The 18,169-nt window shown below is 38.2% G+C and carries 13 protein-coding genes; all 13 read right to left on the reverse strand.

Going from position 1 to position 18,169, the window contains the following annotated elements; all coding sequences use genetic code 11:
• Positions 1 to 5: 5 nt before the first annotated feature.
• Positions 6 to 962 (reverse strand): glycosyltransferase family 2 protein, encoded by a 957-nt coding sequence (locus tag HIPMA_RS09170; RefSeq protein WP_013682017.1) that lies wholly within the window; start codon positions 960 to 962, stop codon positions 6 to 8.
• Entirely contained in the window at positions 949 to 2,067 is a 1,119-nt protein-coding gene (locus HIPMA_RS05220; protein ID WP_013682018.1) for a glycosyltransferase, read from the reverse strand. Before HIPMA_RS05220 ends, HIPMA_RS09170 begins: the two co-directional genes overlap by 14 nt.
• Entirely contained in the window at positions 2,055 to 3,083 is a 1,029-nt protein-coding gene (locus HIPMA_RS05225) for a polysaccharide deacetylase family protein (protein WP_041323992.1), read from the reverse strand. Before HIPMA_RS05225 ends, HIPMA_RS05220 begins: the two co-directional genes overlap by 13 nt.
• Positions 3,080 to 4,963: a hypothetical protein gene (locus HIPMA_RS05230; protein ID WP_013682020.1), complete on the reverse strand. Its 1,884-nt coding sequence runs from the start codon at positions 4,961 to 4,963 to the stop codon at positions 3,080 to 3,082. The genes HIPMA_RS05225 and HIPMA_RS05230 overlap by 4 nt, the downstream gene beginning before the upstream one ends.
• A complete protein-coding gene (locus HIPMA_RS05235) occupies positions 4,960 to 7,581 on the reverse strand; it encodes a valine--tRNA ligase (RefSeq protein ID WP_013682021.1) in 2,622 nt (873 codons plus the stop codon). Before HIPMA_RS05235 ends, HIPMA_RS05230 begins: the two co-directional genes overlap by 4 nt.
• A 14-nt stretch (positions 7,582 to 7,595) precedes the next feature.
• Positions 7,596 to 8,174, reverse strand: coding sequence for an indolepyruvate oxidoreductase subunit beta (locus HIPMA_RS05240; RefSeq protein ID WP_013682022.1), 579 nt, complete (start codon positions 8,172 to 8,174; stop codon positions 7,596 to 7,598).
• Positions 8,171 to 9,943, reverse strand: a complete 1,773-nt coding sequence (gene iorA / locus HIPMA_RS05245) for an indolepyruvate ferredoxin oxidoreductase subunit alpha (RefSeq protein ID WP_013682023.1) — start codon at positions 9,941 to 9,943, stop codon at positions 8,171 to 8,173. Before iorA ends, HIPMA_RS05240 begins: the two co-directional genes overlap by 4 nt.
• A gap of 10 nt (positions 9,944 to 9,953) precedes the next feature.
• The gene (gene queF, locus HIPMA_RS05250; RefSeq protein ID WP_013682024.1) at positions 9,954 to 10,313 is read right to left on the reverse strand and encodes a preQ(1) synthase; all 360 of its coding nucleotides are present in this window, start codon (positions 10,311 to 10,313) and stop codon (positions 9,954 to 9,956) included.
• 61 nt (positions 10,314 to 10,374) lie between these two features.
• Positions 10,375 to 11,886 carry a YifB family Mg chelatase-like AAA ATPase gene (locus HIPMA_RS05255; protein ID WP_013682025.1) on the reverse strand — a complete coding sequence of 504 codons (1,512 nt, stop codon included), beginning with the start codon at positions 11,884 to 11,886 and terminating at the stop codon, positions 10,375 to 10,377.
• Positions 11,886 to 13,103, reverse strand: a complete 1,218-nt coding sequence (locus tag HIPMA_RS05260; RefSeq protein ID WP_013682026.1) for a fibronectin type III domain-containing protein — start codon at positions 13,101 to 13,103, stop codon at positions 11,886 to 11,888. Before HIPMA_RS05260 ends, HIPMA_RS05255 begins: the two co-directional genes overlap by 1 nt.
• A gap of 1 nt (position 13,104) precedes the next feature.
• The gene (locus HIPMA_RS05265; protein ID WP_041324384.1) at positions 13,105 to 14,004 is read right to left on the reverse strand and encodes an RluA family pseudouridine synthase; all 900 of its coding nucleotides are present in this window, start codon (positions 14,002 to 14,004) and stop codon (positions 13,105 to 13,107) included.
• Positions 13,991 to 15,943 carry a penicillin-binding protein 1A gene (locus HIPMA_RS05270; protein WP_013682028.1) on the reverse strand — a complete coding sequence of 651 codons (1,953 nt, stop codon included), beginning with the start codon at positions 15,941 to 15,943 and terminating at the stop codon, positions 13,991 to 13,993. The genes HIPMA_RS05265 and HIPMA_RS05270 overlap by 14 nt, the downstream gene beginning before the upstream one ends.
• Positions 15,940 to 18,168 carry a tetratricopeptide repeat protein gene (locus HIPMA_RS05275; protein WP_013682029.1) on the reverse strand — a complete coding sequence of 743 codons (2,229 nt, stop codon included), beginning with the start codon at positions 18,166 to 18,168 and terminating at the stop codon, positions 15,940 to 15,942. The genes HIPMA_RS05270 and HIPMA_RS05275 overlap by 4 nt, the downstream gene beginning before the upstream one ends.
• Position 18,169: the final 1 nt, after the last annotated feature.

The raw sequence follows: 18,169 nt of genomic DNA on the forward strand, positions 1-18,169 counted from the left end.
CTTTACTATCTTTCTGTACGCCTTTCTAACTTGAGAGATTTAATATAATTTTTAGCAACTCTTAAATAAGCACCATCTAATACTTTAGCTATCGGCATAGGAACAAATGTCAAAATATATCTGCAAATCACCTTTCCGCTAAACTTAAGTTTTAAAGATTTTTTAAAATACTTCTTTGCCAAATCTTTCTCACCATTATGCAATAAAAACGATGCGTATTTTGAATAAATTCTACTTGCACCTTCAGACAAACTATATTTTATCCCTTCATATTCATCGTTGGAGATAGTCGATAAAAGTTTATCCATAACAAAAACATCATTTTTTGCGGACTTCATCGGAATTCCTACATGCACTCTTATTCTCTTATACACAAGTTTTTCATCGATATATGCAAAATTTCCTTTTCTCGACATCCTCAACCACATATCCCAATCCTCTGTCGTTGATAAACTTTCATCAAATAAACCTGTCTTTACTATCGCATCCTTTTTTACAACAACGGTACTTGGATCGATAAAACTACCCCTGACAATCCAATTCAAATCAACAATTTCGGGTACTTTTCCTTCTTTATAACCTGTCTCTTTAATCCCACTCTCATACACCTTGTAATAGTTTGTAAAAACACCTATTACATCATCTCTTCTAAGCCTCTCAATAGTTTTTTCAAGAAATTTCTCATCCCACCAATCATCGTCATCCAAGAAAGCTATATATTTTCCTTTTGCAATCTTTATAGCCTCATTTCTTGCATGGGGAAGCCCTTTATGAACACCTTTAATAAAAATTATTTCTTCTTTAAACATCCTGCTAATAAACTCTTCTGTCCCATCGGTTGATCCATCATCTGATACAACAATTTCAAAATCATCAAAGGTTTGAGACATGACACTATCTATGGCTTCTTTGAGTAATTTTTTTCTATTAAAAGTAGGAATAACAACGCTAACAAGTGGCATTTATTAAACCCTCTATCCTCTTTGAAATTTTCATCACATCCAATCTATCCACCACAAATTTACGGCCATTTATACCTATAGTATCACCAACAGGCATAATTCTCCTCATACCTTCGGAAACACTCTCTGCATCGATCTCTGTTATTATAAGATCCCGTCCGTTTTCTGCCACCTCACCTATGCCGGTTGCCTTAGTTGCAACAGTTGGTATGCCACAAGCCATAGCCTCCACAACCACATTATCAAATCCGCCCTTTTGAGATGGCACAACACATACATCAAACATATTGTAAATCTCAGGTGTTGCCTCAATAGCACCAAGAAATACAACCCTACCCTCAATACCAAAATCCCTAACCATCTGCTCTAACTTACCTTTAAAAGGTCCATCACCTACAAGCACAAGCCTACCCTCAATGTTGCCTTTATAAAATGCCTCCACCAAAACATCTGCCCCTTTTGGATTATAAAATCTAACCACAGACCCAACAACAAAATCATCCTCTTTTAAATTATACTCCTTTTTGGTTCTATATCTTTCCTTCTCCGACAGAGGCTTAAAATAATCGGTATCTATGGGGTTATATACAACAGCTATCTTATCCTTAACCATGGGCAAAACACGCAAAACACTATCTCTAACCGTATTTGAATTCACCACATACAACCTGCTTTTCTTTGTAAAATGCTCCATCACAACCCGCCTGTGCCACTTTTTCTCCCACTTCCAAACCGTACTGCCAATGAATGTATAAACAGGTGTACTTTTACCAGTTAGAGCCATTTTTGTTGTGTAATCAGCTAAAAACTCAAATGTAAACACAACATCTGGAGCTATGTGGTTTATAAGTTTTCTAAGCTTTAAAAACACATCAACCCTGAACGATTTTAAAGCCTTATTACCCTCGCTGGTTAGCTGATAAGATTCTATCCCATCCTCTTTAGCTCTCTTAATTACTCCATCCTCTGCTTTCATTATAGAAATTATAACTATCTCATAACCAAGTCTTTTTAACCCCTTTGCTATACGGTAAGCCCTTCTCTCAGGCCCACCAAAAAAGCCAAACATATCAAGCACAAACAATACCCTTTTTATGCGTGCCATAAGGCATACATCCTTGCAACTAAAGGATTTTTGTTTGATAAAAGCTTTCTTTTGAATCTATTTTTATCTTTAGAGACATTTATTCTTCCTATTTTAAGAAAGTCATTACCAAAAAAGGCGCTCTTTTTTGTTGTAAAACAAAACTCAAACCCCAAATCTTTTGCTATATCAACCGATTCTTTGCAATACTCCCCCCAGGGAAAGGAAAAAAACGGCGTATTAATTCCTAAATTTTCTTTTATGGCCAATTTTGATTTTTCCAGATCAGCCCTAACCCTATATTTAAATTCATCCTTACTCTCAAAATAACCCTTATCCTTGATGCTATTTACCTCATCCAAAACCCTCTTTTCATCCCCATATTTTAGATACAAATCCCTAACTTTACCAATAAATTCATCGGACGGATAGAACCTCCTGCCACCCAAAGAGCTTCTCATCTCAAATATGGGATAACCCTCCTTGGCTTTTCTACCCAAGGCATATTCATAACTCCAATGAGCCGAGGTATTATCATGCCAGATAGCCTTAGCCCTATCGCCAATAAACACCTTAACATGGCTATCCGAATGAGACCCTATACTAAAAACTCCACTATCACTTAAAATCTTGAGCTCCTTCCAGCTCAAAAACTCGCTTTTATCTCCATTCAGAGAATCATACAACGCCGTCTCTTCCCTTTTTGGTACAAACGCACCCTGCGAATCTTTTACTGTTTTTAAAGGCTTCCTGTGGGTTATTTTAGAAGTTATAACAAACAACAGAGCCTTAAATCCAAACTCCTCCAATATCGGGTATGCATAAACAAAGTTATCCAAAAAACCATCGTCAAATGTTAAAAGGACAGAGGTCTTTTTTAATCTAAACCCCTTTTTTAAATCAAACAGAACTTCAGGACCTACAACATCAAAGTGCTTTCTTAAAAACGAAAGCTGCCATTCAAAGGTTTCAACATCTATATCATAACCCTTAAACGGCAATATCCTATGGTAATAAAGCACTATTAAAGGCTTCAATATTCCATTCTTGCTGCTGTTAGTCTATCGACTTCATAAATTCCCATTATAAATCTATCGAAAAAGCCTGTAGGTAGACCTATAACAGAAATAATATAATTTCCTTCTTTGGCGGCAGCAACTACCCTTCCCTTAACATCACCTGAGTTATATACCATTTTTAAATTGCCTTTGTTAAGGGTAAACAGCTTTACATTATATGCATTGTAATGCTGTTTTGCTATTGTTATATGATGAGACATATAGTTTTTAATTCCAAGAATATAGACCTCACCGTTTTCTTTAAACACACTTATCGCTTTTGGAACAACAACACTATTTTTGGCTATAAGTTCTTTTATGCTTTCCTCAGAATCCCTGCTAATCTCAACTGGATATCTTTCAATAAGTCTTTCTCCTCCACCAAACGCATAACTTGTAACTTGTTTAATCTTACCCGTATCTAAATCATAACTTTCAAGCTCGCCTGCTTGATTAAGATAAACAAGAGTTTCACCGACCTTAAAGAACTCATAAAAGCTTTTTGGCCTCACAGGTAAACTAAACTTTGAGACTTTAAATGTATTTAAATCAATTTTATAAATATTTTCATAGAATAGCTTGCTCAGACTCGCCTTCTGAGCCAATATAATTGGATGCCCGCTAAGCTTATCGTAGAATCTTAAATGATAAGGTAGGTTGTCCTTGATAATGTAGAGTTTATGATTTTTAATGTATCCTATAGCCGAAGATAGCGAGCCGTATCTATTAAAGTTTGTAAGTAAAATAAGGTTTTTCCCACCGATTCTCGCTGCATCTATGTTGATTATTGTATAGCCATAAGAGAACTCATAGAGTTTATCAAAGCTATCTATATCAAACCTAAATACTTTAACTTTTGACCCCTGGGCAACGGCAATTTCCCTAACATTGCCATCTAAGTAACCATCATAAAACGCAGTAGTATCGTGCCCGATGTTTTTATACATAACAACCTTGTAGGATGTGGACGACATGTCAACATTAGTGTAGGGACTATATAAACCAAATCTATTAAGTATAGACTCCCAGAATGTAAGTTTGGGCGATAATCTCAAATTTGAGGCGACGGGATTATTTGGCGGTATCTCATAAGATGGATAGGAATTCAAAGCAGCTATAGTCTTGCTATCCATAGGTAGCTCACCAGACTTTATAACCACACCACCATAACCATTATAAAGTTTATACCTCAACCGTTCATGCTTTATTGTTGAAACAAACAATACAAGATCGGCATTCACAACACTTGCAAGTCTTTTAATAGCATCATTTTCATATAGAGAATTGATTCTATTATTAACTATAGCCGTTTGAATAACATCAGGGCTAATTACAAAAAACTTGCCCGTTTTATCAAGTGCTGATTTAGTCTGCTCATATATAAAGGGATTTCTAATAATTACAGCTATGTTATAAGTAGATTTACCCGCAGCCCATTTATCATTTTCTTTGGGTGTACCAAACACCTCCCTTTCGCCATTTGGTATAATACCAAGACCAATTAAATACTTCTTTTGTTTTTCAATTCCTTGAGTAATCTTGGCTACAGCCTTATGGGGAAAGAGTTTAACAACCGTTGCGTAAGCTATGCCTTTCTTCAGGGCTACCTCTTTGCCATTGATAGCTACAAAAACCCCTTCATTTCTATAGATATACACAAAACTATTCTTAAGCAAGCCCTCATCTGCTCCTTTGTTAAGTACAACGGTTTTATTCTTGAGGTTAACCCTGACAACCCTACCTTTAATCACCTTATTGGCCAAAGAAAGAACCTCACCACTCAATGAATCAAAAACCTCAAAGGCATAGCTATTTATGGCAAGAAATACCACAATCAACGCAACGGTTATCTTTTTCATTCAACCAACCCCTTTAATTGTTCTAACCTACTTTTGGTTTTTTGATATAGCCTACTAACATCCTCAAACTCAGCCTTCTTCTGTTCTATCAATTCCTTAGGGGCCTTCTCAAGAAAAGCCTGATTATTGAGCTTACTATTCAAAAATGACAGCGATTTTTCCTGTTTCTTTATAAGCTTTGTAAGTCTTTCAACTTCTTTTTTAACATCTATATTACCCTCAACCGGCAGGAAAATATCACCGTAAATAGTAGACTGGACGATACACTCCTCATCCGGTTTATTTGTCATTATAAGATTATCCACACCGGCTAAAGCATATACATAGTTTTTGAAATTTATAATTATAGATTGCGTTTTCTCGTCTTCAACTTTCATATAGACCTTTATTTTCTTTGAGGGTTGAATATTATTCTCACTTCTTAGGTTCCTTATAGAGCGGATTGTATCCAAAACAATATCCATAGCAGCCTCTATATCTTCTGAAATCATAGATTCCTTATATTCGGGATATTCTGCTATTATTATGGAATCGCCCTTCTTATTTGGTAGTTTCTGCCATAATTCCTCTGTTATAAATGGCGTAAATGGATGTAATAGTCTCAAAGTTGCCTCAAATACCTCAAGTAAGGTAAATTTTATAGAATATGAAAACTCATCATCCATATGAACCTTACTCATCTCTATATAGTAATCACAGAATTCATGCCAGATAAACTGATAGATAGCACTCGCAGCCTCGTTAAACTTATACTCAGATAGGCTCTGCTCCACCTTTCTGATGGTTTTGGCCAACCTGGATTTTATCCAAATAGAGGCAGGTGAAAGTTTTTTGGGTTTTTCTTTTAACTCCATGCCTTCTGTGTTTATTTTTATAAATCTATATGCATTCCATATTTTATTCATAAAACGCTTATAACCTTCAATCTTATCCTCAGAGAGCTTAATATCCCTGCCCTGGGCTGCCAAAATTGCAAGTGTAAACCTCATTGAATCCGCACCGTATTTTTCAACAACCTCAAGAGGGTCAATAACATTGCCCTTTGTCTTGCTCATCTTTTGGCCATATTGGTCTCTAACCAATGCATGTATATAAACATCCCTAAATGGCACATCCTTCATAAAGTGCAAACCCATCATCATCATGCGAGCAACCCAGAAAAAGATAATATCAAAACCCGTAACAAGCAGGCTTGTCGGATAAAAGCGCTTCAAATCATCTGTCTGATTAGGCCAGCCCAGAGTTGACATAGGCCAAAGAGCTGATGAGAACCATGTATCCAACACATCCTCTTCCTGAACCAACTTATCACTTCCACAATGTTCACAAGCTTTAGGTTCATCTTCAGAAACCGTATATTTACCACAATCCTCACACTTCCAAACAGGTATCCTATGACCCCACCATAGCTGCCTTGAGATACACCAATCCTTAATATTATACATCCACTCAAAGTATGTTTTCTCCCAATTTTTGGGCACAAAACGGGTATCGCCATTCTTAACGGCTTCTATTGCAGGTTCTGCTAACGGTTTAGTCTTAACAAACCACTGCTCAGATACATAAGGTTCAATAGTTGTATGACATCTATAGCACTGACCTACAGCATGCTTTATTTCCGCAACATTCTTAATGAAACCCTTACCTTCAAGCTCTGCCACAAGCTTTGAGCGGCATTCAAATCTATCCATCCCCTTAAAATGCAAAGCCTCATCCGTCATCTTGCCGTAATCATCTATTGCAACAACTATATCCAAATTATGTCTTCTGCCCACCTCAAAATCATTCGGGTCATGTGCAGGTGTAATCTTTACAACGCCTGTTCCAAACTCCATATCGACATATTCATCTGCTATGATGGGGATTAGCTTGTCTTTGATGGGCAAGACCACATTCTTGCCGATTACATCCTTATACCTCTCATCGTTTGGGTTAACCGCAACCGCTGTGTCGCCAAACATAGTCTCTGGCCTTGTGGTCGCAACAACAACGCCGCCTGAGCCATCCTCAAACGGATACTCTATGTAATACAGCTTTCCTGTTTCATCCTTGTGCTCAACCTCAAGGTCGCTCAAAGCTGTATGACATCTGGGACACCAGTTGATAATGTATTTATCCTTGTATATCAAGCCTTCCTTGTAAAGCTGAACAAAAACCTTTCTGACAGCCTTAGAAAGCTGCTCATCCATCGTAAAACGCAGGCGAGACCAATCACAGCTCAATCCTAACCTTTTTATCTGATTAATGATTCTGTTGCCGTATTTTTCCTTCCACTCCCACACTTTCTCAACAAACTTCTCTCTTCCTAAATCCTCTTTCTTTATACCTTTGCTTGCTAAATCCTTCTCCACCATGTTCTGGGTTGCAATACCGGCATGATCAGTTCCTGGCACCCACAAGACATTATAACCCTTCATCCTCTTGTATCTAACCATGATATCTTGCAGGGTGCCGTTTAAGGCATGACCAATGTGCAAAGCCCCGGTAACATTTGGTGGAGGTATAACTATGCTAAAATTCTCTTTACCTTCCTTATTGGCAGGTTGAAAATATCCGTTCTTCTCCCAAAACTCATACCACTTTGTTTCAAAAGATGGCGAATATTTAGTCTCATCCATCGTTTCACCCCTTTTTATGCTAAGTCTTGTGATAGTTTTCTTCCATAACTAAAAGCCATAGCGTTTATCGTTCTGAGTTTCTCCGGCAGAACATTATCTATAGCCTGTAAGAAATACTTCTCATCCACATCTAAAAACGCAGACAGAACACCCAACATCACAGTATTTACAATCTTATCATTGCCCAGCTTTAAGGCATCATCCAAAAACCTTCTCTTTATTATCTTTGCCACCTTAACCTTTTCCATCATCATATCTATCTTCTGCTCATCTATCACTTGATTGATTATAGGCATAATCCTATCGTTTACTATAACAACAGATGACGGATTCAGATAACCAACCCACCTTAACATCTCCACCTTCTCTGTTGCAAACATGAAGGGAACCTGACCTTTCTTGTCTGTTGGCGAGTAAACCCTCTCTCCAAACCTAACCGAGGCACTAACAGACCCGCCCCTCTGGCTCATACCGTGAATCTCACTCTTTTTAACATCAAAACCGGCAAGCATGCACGCCTGCGCTACTATATTAGAAGCTGTGATTATTCCATCCCCTCCAACACCAACAAACAACACACTTTGAATGTTCATTTCCCCTCCTTAACCACGATAGCACCTTCAACCGGGCAAACATTCTTGCACACCTCACAACCCGTGCACAACACCTCATCTATAACGGCCTTATTGTCTTTAAAGTCTATAGCCGGGCAAGCTATGCGCAGACACCTCTTGCAGCCGATACATTTATCAGCCACAACCACAAGGGGCGTATCCTTAATCTTCTTGGGAGCAAGAACACACGGCCTCTTTGCCACAATTACGCTTAAGCCCTCTGTGTCTATCTGTTGATTTATAATCTCCTTTGTTGCGTTGTAATCGTATTGGTCAACCTCAAAAACACGCTCTATACCCAATGCCTTTGCAAATCTTACAATATCCACAGGCTCAAACTCATCTCCAGATAAAGAAAATCCGCTGGATGGGTCTGGTTGACCTCCAGTCATAGCTGTAATTCTATTATCCAATATAATTACAGTCATATTTGCCTTGTTTACATAGGCATCGATCAACGGTTGAATGCCCGTATGAAAGAAGGTTGAATCACCAATAACAGCTACAACCTTTTCCTTATCCTGAGTCTTTGCCATACCCACAGCAACGGAAATACTTGCACCCATGCAAATAGTGGTGTGCATAGCAGAAAGTGGAGGCAAAGCACCCAATGTATAACAACCTATATCCCCTGTTATAAAGATATCCTTCCTTGAATGCAGTATATCAAAAATCGGCCTGTGCGGACAGCCAGGACACAAAGCAGGCGGCCTTTTTGGCAATTCAAACTCCTCTGTAAACACCGCCGTGGTCTTCTCCTTCAACACACCTGCCTTATAAAGACCCTCTTCAACCACATCCAGGTTAAATTCGCCGTTATATGGAAAGTACTTCTTACCTTCAACATCAACACCTGCTATCTTTAGCTCCTCTTCCATAAACGGCTCAAGTTCCTCAACCACCAAAACCCTATCAAAATCCTTCACAAACTTACTTAACTTGTTTGTAGGTAGAGGATAGCTAAAGCCTATTTTAAAGAAGTGAGCCTCAGGCAAAAGCTCCTTAACATAGTTGTATGCCATGCCGGCTGTAATTATACCGACATTTATAGAACCCTTCTCTATCCTGTTTATCGGTGTCTCCTCGCTAAATGCCTTTAGGCTTTCAAGCCTCTCTAAAACGGTTTTATGTCTTTCTATGGCGTTTGCAGGCAACATTACATACTTTCTAAAATTTTTATCCAAAGAGAGCTCCTTTTCGTTATCCAATGTCCTCGGATCAAACTGAACAACGCCCAAGGAGTGTGAAATCCTTGTGGTGGTTCTAAACAAAACCGGTGTATCAAACCTCTCGCTAACCACAAAGGCATACTGCATATAGCCCATAGCCTCAAACGGGTCTGTAGGCTCTATCAATGGTATCTTTGCAAACTTAGCATACCTTCTATTATCCTGCTCATTTTGAGAGGAGTGCATACCTGGGTCATCTGCACTGACTACAACAAAACCGGCATTAACACCTGTATATGATGCGGTCATCAGAGGATCTGCCGCCACATTCAAACCTACATGCTTCATAGTGGCAAAGCTTCTAACACCTGCAATGGATGCGCCAAGGGCTGCCTCAAAACCCGCCTTTTCATTCGGTGCCCATTGGGCTATAACATCGGGATAGCTTTTAAAATGTTCAAGTATCTCGCTGGATGGCGTTCCAGGATAACCGCTCGCAAAACGGGCATTACCTTTATAAGCTCCTATTGAAATGGCTTCATTACCGCTCACTATCTTCTTTACAAGCTTTAAATCCATAGTTAAACTCCTAAAATGCTATTCTTATTACCGTCTTTACATTACCACGAGGCGTAAAATCGCCTATAACCTCAAGATGCTTGGGCTTTAAAGCCTCCTTCAAAGCATTGAATATTTCATTTGTTGCATCCTCATGCGATATATACCTCTCCCTGTATTTATTCAAGAAAAGCTTTAGAGATTTTAACTCAATTACATACTTATCCGGAACATATTTTATTCTGATCGTTGCAAAGTCCGGATACCCGCTGCGTGGGCATTTGCAGGTAAATTCTGGAAACTCAATGCTTACCTGATAATCATTCTCAGGATGGTTGTTAGGCCAAGCTTCAAGTTGTGCCTTTTCAATTTCTTCTTCTCCGTATCTCACCTTCTACCCCCAAATAAAAACTAACCCTATTTTTAACATAAAGAGAAACTCATTACAAGCATTAGACATCCCAGTCTAGTATGCGATACGAGATGGCCTCTTTTATATGTGATGGTCTTATCTTACTCTCTTGCTCGATATCTGCTATAGTCCTAGCAATCTTCAATATCTTTGAATAGCTCCTTGCAGAAAAACCAAACCGCTCTGAAGCCAAATTTAATATGCGATAGGACTCATCATCCAAAGAACAAAATCTCTCAATGTGCATCTGCTCCATCTGAGCATTGTAATCTATTGGCTCATCTTTAAACCTTTTTCTCTGAATATCAACAACACTCTCAACTATTTCTCTCATGGAGGCAGAGTCCATATCCTTATCTTTAAATGCTAATTTTTCATAATCAATTTCTGGCACATTTACTTGAAGGTCTATCCTATCCAAAATAGGGCCTGAGAGTTTTGCTCGATATTTATTTATCTGAGCAATAGTGCAGGAGCAGGTTCTCTTTTTAGAGCCATAATAGCCACACGGACAGGGATTCATGGCAGCAACAAGCAAAAATCGAGCAGGATATGTGACCTTTGCAGTTGCCCTCGATACAGTTATCTTGCCATCCTCAAGGGGCTGTCTCAAAGACTCTATCACATTGCGCTTAAATTCAGCAAACTCGTCCAAGAACAAAACCCCGTTGTGTGCAAGCGTTATCTCACCAGGCAAAGCCTTCGCTCCGCCACCAATTAAGCTAACATCACTGGCGCCTGTATGGGGTGCTCTAAATGGACGATGAAACATCAATGGCTTATCCTTATCCAATAGACCGCATACACTATAAATCTTGGTGGTTTCCAACACCTCTTTCTCATTCATTTTGGGCATTATGGAGGGAATTCTTTTGGCTATCATACTCTTTCCAACACCCGGTGGACCAACAAGTAAAATATTGTGAAAGCCAGCCACAGCTATGATCACAGCCCTTTTAACCTTTAGTTGGCCTTTGACCGAAGAGAAATCGGGCATATCATCATAGTTGGAGGCAAAATCTATATCAGTCTTCTCTGCATCCCTTTCTATTTCGCCCTTCAAAAAAGACAAAACCTCAAGCAAATGGTCAAAGCCAAACACACAAGCCCCTGTAAGGGCTGCCTCTTTTGCATTATCCTTACTAACAATAAGCTTTAAACCCTTCTCTTTAGCAAATACACCTATCGGGAATATGCCATTTATACCCCTAAGCTTGCCATCCAAGGACAGTTCTGAGGCAAAAAGATAACCATCAAGGTTAAGTTTCAAGTCCAAAGAAATTATAGAAAGACCAACAGCTATAGGTAAATCAAAACCTGAACCCTCTTTTTTTAAATCAGCGGGGGCTAAGCTTATTGTGATTTTTTTGGGTGGAAGTTTTATGCCACTATTGGAAAGTGCATGTATCGCTCTATCCTTGCTCTCCTTAGCTGCACCTTGGGCAAGTCCTATAATATTCAACGAAGGCAGACCTCGGGTTGCATCTATCTCTATGGTAACAGGTCTCGCCTCAATCCCTACAACAAGGGCGCTGTTTAGCTTAACAAACATCAGCGAACCTTTATCTTAACCTCTGGAGATGGTGGACTTTCTTGACCGTATTTATCAACAGCTTTAATATAGTAATAATATGTGGTGTTGGGCGATACCTCGTTGTCTGTGTAGTAAGTATTTTCAGTCTCTGCTATCTTACGGGTTAAAATAACAAAATGCCTTCTAAAAACCTCATATTTAACTGTATCAGGAGATGCTTTAGACCAGCTTATAACAACCGCATGTCCCACCTGTTTTACCGATATACCGGTTGGGGGTTCTGGTAGAGGCTTGGTTTCAAAACTATATATTTTTGTTGGTAGGCTCTCTATACCGTCCTTATCAACACTGGTTAAGTAATAGTAATATGTCTTACCAGGACTCAAGCCAGAGTCGATATAGCTTAAATTATCCGACGGCACCTCACCAACAAGACCTAAAGAGCCCTTTGTGGAACCTCTGTATATCCTATATTTCACTACATCAGCCGTTATGCTGGGCCACCAATAAATAGTAAGCTTTCCTGCGCCGCTGGGTTTAGCTGAAAGGTTCCTCGGTGGTGCTGGTTTGAATTTTGTTGTAGCCTTAGCAACAGCTAAAATATCACCCTCCACACCTTTATAATTTACAGAAACGACAGAGTAGTAATAGGTTGAACCGTCTTTTAGTCCTTTGTCTATATATATTGTATTCACATAACCATTTACTCGCCCAACCTTTTTGAACGGGCCTTTAGGGTTTATGGATCTATAAATATTATACGCCACAACAGTATCATCCTGAGGTGGATACCATTTTATTACAACCATCCTAGCTAATCCAGAGGTTGCACTGATTTGTTTTGGTGAGTTTGGCGGAGGCAGGGTTTTTCCTTCAACTACCTGACTTGATGGGCCTATGCCACTATCAGAATAAACAGCAATCTTATAATAGTAAATAGCATTATCCTCAAGATGTTTCAAAAAACCGCCTGTATCCTCATATGTTGTTTTTAGTTTATTGCTTATCTTGGTAATCTGCTTAAACTCACCCGTAGGGGAGCTTGACCTAAAAACTACATAACCCTTAACTCTTTTATCCAAAACAGGTTTCCAACTCAACCCAACACTCCTGATTCCACTGTGGGTTTTTAGTCCCTCAACTATAGGAAGTGAGGTTATAACGGTCTGTTTAGTTTGAGGTATACATCCCCACATAAAAATAAAAACCAATAAAAACAAAAACGCCCTTTTCATACTAACCTCCAATTAAAACCCTCATATCCTCAGGCAGTTTAGAATAAAACTTTAAAAATTTACCACTCCATGGATGCCTAAAACCCAATACAAAAGCATGCAGGGCTTGTCTTTTAATTTCTTTCAAAACCCCACCATAAGTAGCATCACCGACAAGCGGGCAACCCAAATATTTCATATGAACCCTTATCTGATGAGTTCTACCTGTTTGTAATTTAAACATAACCACATCGTAATTTTCAAGTCTTTTTAAAAGCTTGTAAAATGTTATTGCCTCTTTACCGTTTTCAACCACGGCAAACAGTTTCCTGTTTTTTGGGTGTCTGCCAATGGGTTTATCTATTTCGCCACTATTTTGCTTAAGATGACAACCTACAACGCCAATATACCTTCTTTCTATTGAATGCTCAAAAAACTGTTTTGCAAGGAAAAAATGCGCCCTATCGTTTTTAGCAAGCACTATTACTCCACTTGTATCTTTGTCTATTCTATGCACTACACCACCCCTAAGAGGTGCTCCTATACTTGATAACCGAACCCCCCTATACTTCAAAGCAGAGACAACACTCACATCCTCACAGGCAGCCCCTGGATGCACTACAATACCTGCAGGTTTTTCAACCACAACAACATCCTCATCCTCAAAAAGAATTTTTATTGGGGCGTCATTTGGCTCTATTTTGTTATTTTTTGGAGGTGGTATTATTATACTAAGGCAATCCCCATACTTTAGTTTATAGCTTTTAGATATAAACCTACTGCATACTTTTATAAAACCATCTTTTATATAATTCTGTACTTGATTTCTTGGAATTTCCAGAATCTCTGAGACTACTTTATCTACCCTTTTATCTACATAAACCTCATCAATTCTCTCTATAACTATTTCACTGGATTGCATTTTCATACAACTGCTGGATTGTGGGTTTATCTTTCTGTAAATCCTCAGGGTTTTGTGGGGGTGAGTTTACCATATCTATGATATCTTTTGTTATACCTCTGGGTATCGGAAAATCCTTAATCGGCTGACCTTCTAAGGCATTGGACATGAACTTTATCCATATTGGCAAAGCTGCCCTTGCCCCAGTGGCACCCTTAAATATCATTCTATTATCATCATAACCCACCCAAACGCCGCATACCAAGTCGGGTGAATAACCTATAAACCATGCATCCCTATAGTTATTTGTCGTTCCAGTTTTTCCAGCCAAAGGCCTTTTTATAATACGTGCCGCCCTACCTGTACCATACAGAATCACATCTTTTAACATACCGGTTAAAATATATCCATCCACATCATCAAAAACCCTTCTTAACCTGGGTTTCGCTTGATATATAACTCTACCATATTTATCTGTCACTTTGGTTACAAATATAGGCTTGGGAAGTAATCCATAATTATCGAAAGCAGCATAGGCCCTTACCATCTCTATTGGTTTTACACTCAAAGAACCCAATGCTATAGATAAATTGTGAGGAATTTTTTCTTCTATCCCCAATTGATGTGCCATACTTACGACATTACCTATTCCAACACTATTGAGTAGATTAATCGTGGCAACGTTAACCGAGTGTGTCAGGGCATATTTTAGCGTAACTGTACCGTGGAACACACGTTCATAGTTTTGTGGCCTCCACTCCTTACCGTTAAATCTAAAAACAACCGGCATATCGGCTATAGTATCGTCTGGAAGATAACCCTCTGTTAATGCGGTAAGATAAATTATCGGCTTAAAGGAGCTACCAGGTTGCCTTTTTGCCTGCAATGCCCTGTTAAATTGACTTTTAGAGTAATCAAAGCCGCCAACCAAAGCTTTAACATAGCCCGTTTTTGGATCCATAGCAACCAAAGCTGCCTGCAAACCGTCATATTTCTTTTTTATCGAAAGAACCCCGCTTTTTACAGCTATAAATGCAAAACGCTGGAGGGTTGTATTAAGGGTTGTATAAACACTTAGTCCACTTTTATATACAACTTCCTCACCATATTTATCTATAAGCCAATTTCTTACATAATCGGTAAAATATGGAGCCACAATGAGTCCAAACAGATTGGCAGATGGTTTTATTAGGACAATCTTTGCATTCATGGCCTTTTTATACTGAGATAGGCTTATAAAATGATTTTCATACATCCTTCTTAAAACATATATAGTTCTTTTTCTTGCCCTTTGAGGATGTTTGTAGGGGTTATAATAACTTGGTGCAGCTACCAAACCAGCAAGCATAGCAGACTCGCTAATTGTTAATTCCTTGGCATGTTTATCAAAGTACGTTCTTGCGGCAGCCTCAACGCCCCAAGCTCCATCACCAAAGTAAACCGTATTTAGATAGAGCTGCAGTATCTTATCTTTGCTCATCTCCTTTTCTATCCTGTAGGCCAGTATTATCTCTTTAACCTTCCTATCAATGGTTCTTGCTGGTGTCAGATAGACATTTTTAACCAACTGCTGGGTTATGGTGCTTCCCCCTTGAACTATCTTTCCTTTCAAAACATCTACAACCAAAGCCCTTGCGATACCAACTAAATCTATTGCACCATGTTCATAGAACCTTGCATCCTCTGCAGCCAAAATAGCATACCTCATCCAAGGTGAAACGTCTTTAAGTTTTACAGGAATTCTATTTTGAAGGCCAAACTTAGCTATAAGTTTTTTATCAGATGAGTAAACCTTTGTTGGAAGAGGAAGCATATTTACACTTACAACTTTATTAAAATCCTTTTTAACCCCCATATAGACCGAGCCAAAATATACACCACCGGCTACCAAAGCTATAAGAAAAACTATTAAAAACACGTATAAAAAAAACCTAAACAAGCCCTTTAAAAATCTTTTCATTTCTTTAGCCTTATATCGTACGATAGAAATACATCTGTGTTAAGCCAAGCTAATTTGGCCTCCTTTTTAAGTATAATCTTCAAATAATATTTAACACCAACAAGGCTTCCCTTAGATGCCTGAATAATAGCCTTGGCAACATATGCATTATAGAAATTATCTCCTTTCAAGATAGACTTTGTAAAGAAGTTGTCCGCTATTTCTGGATATCCGCTCAGCAAGTATGCCACACCAAGTTTGTAATAATCCTCTGCTGTATAAACTTTAACATTATACATTGCTTGATAGGCTTTTTGAGGCTGACCATTGAGTAAATACATGGTTGCCATAAGCCTCTTTATGAAATCATTATCGTAATTTTTAAAAAAATATTCACACAGGCTGACCAAACTACTCGGATTCCACCCAATTCCTATCGCCCTCTCAAATGCCTTTTCTATAGATAAATAATCCAAATCTTGCCCTAAAGCAGCCTCAAAAAGTAAAAACACCCTTTTCTGTGGTTGACTCAAAGCTTTAAGTTTTTCCTGGCTAAAGTTTATCCTGTCTATAATATAATCCGAAAACACAGATAGAGCGTTAAGTTTCTTTTGAGTGGCGTAATCCAACGATTTTAATCTTTGAGAAAAGCTACCAAGGTATTTTATAGCATCCATATGTTTGCCTTCTATCTGTTTTACGATAAACATGCCTAAATAAGGCAAAGGAAAGGCAGGATAAGTTAATATAAGCTGGCTCAACATATCGCTTGCTGTCTTGATATCATGGTTTTTCAGGCTCATTATTGCAACATTGTAGATTAAAAGCGGGTTTGTTGGTGTTTTATCCAATGCTAATTTATAATATTTCAAAGATTTTTTATAATCACCCAATGCATAGTATTTGCTTGCATATTGGCTCAAAAGAACAGCCTCCGAAAAAGAGGCAGCTTTATAAAATTCATTAGCGGCATCCTCAGATAATCCCAGATTCTGATAAACCATACCCAATTTTATGTTTGAATTTGCCTTCTCTGGTATTAGTTTTATTGGTTTCAGATACATATTGAGTATCTCTGCAGCCAATATAAAGTTAAAATTTGAACGGATGGAGTAGCTTGAAACATCCAAATCGGAATAAACCTTGGGTATTATCTCAAAATGCCTATAACAGCCATCAAAATATTGCTTGTTTAGATTTAGAAATCTATTGGCCGCATCGAATTTAGAGTCTCTAAGAAGAAGGAAAAATGCCATATAGTTTTTACACCGAATCTTATCTATATCCATATAGTACATTTTTGGTATAAGTCTCAAAGCCGATTTATACCTGCCGTTTTGTGTATTTATTAAGGCTATATTATAATAAACACTGCCCAATGGATAAAGTCTTATAGCTTTTTCAAAGTATTTCAATGCCTCTTCCGGCTGATTGTTCTTTAGGTAATAATCACCAGCCAAACCCAAAAGTAAAGGTGAGTTTGGATATTGTTTAATAAGCTCAAAAATACTTTGAGAACTGTTATCTTTAACAAAGTTATAATATGCCTGCATAAGCTTCACATCCTTCTCATCCAACCCCTTAACCCTTAGCGCATTTATCATACTCAGGGCATCTTTGTAGTTTTTCTGAGCCATATATATTCTAAATAAGTTTACATAACCATTTATGTAGTTTGGATTATTATGAACAGCAAGTATTAAGTAGTTTTTAGTTTTATCAAATAAATATTCTTTTGCTTTTTCAACCTCGCCCATCTGTAAATACACATATGCAATGCCATAATATGAAATATACAAATCAACCGTTGCTTGTTTTAGTTGCTTCAGGGCCTCTTTATATTTACCTTTCTGTTGAAGTCTCATTGCTTTTATAAAATGGGCATCAACTACAGGATTATAAGCTACAGGTTTTTTGGGTTTTAATTTGGGTTTGGGTTTTGGTTTGGATTTTTCAGTTTTTACTAAAGTTTTTTCTGGCTTCTTGGATTGTGGCTTTTTCTTATGGAGAGTAAAAAAAAGTGCAACCGCAACTATAATCAAAATAGCTGCGGCCACACCCACATAAACCCATAGATTGCTCTTTGGTTTTTCAAGCTCTTCTACTTCTTCTGCTTCTAAATGCTTCTCTTCTTCTTGCTCCGTCTCTTCAGGCTGCTCTTTTTGCTCTTCTTCATCCTCAATAATTATTACTTCTTCATCATTATCAAAAGACTCTTGGTCTTTCAACCTGTCTTCGTCAGCCATA

This window comes from Hippea maritima DSM 10411 (assembly GCF_000194135.1).
In the GTDB taxonomy this organism is placed as follows: Bacteria; Campylobacterota_A; Desulfurellia; order Desulfurellales; family Hippeaceae; genus Hippea; species Hippea maritima.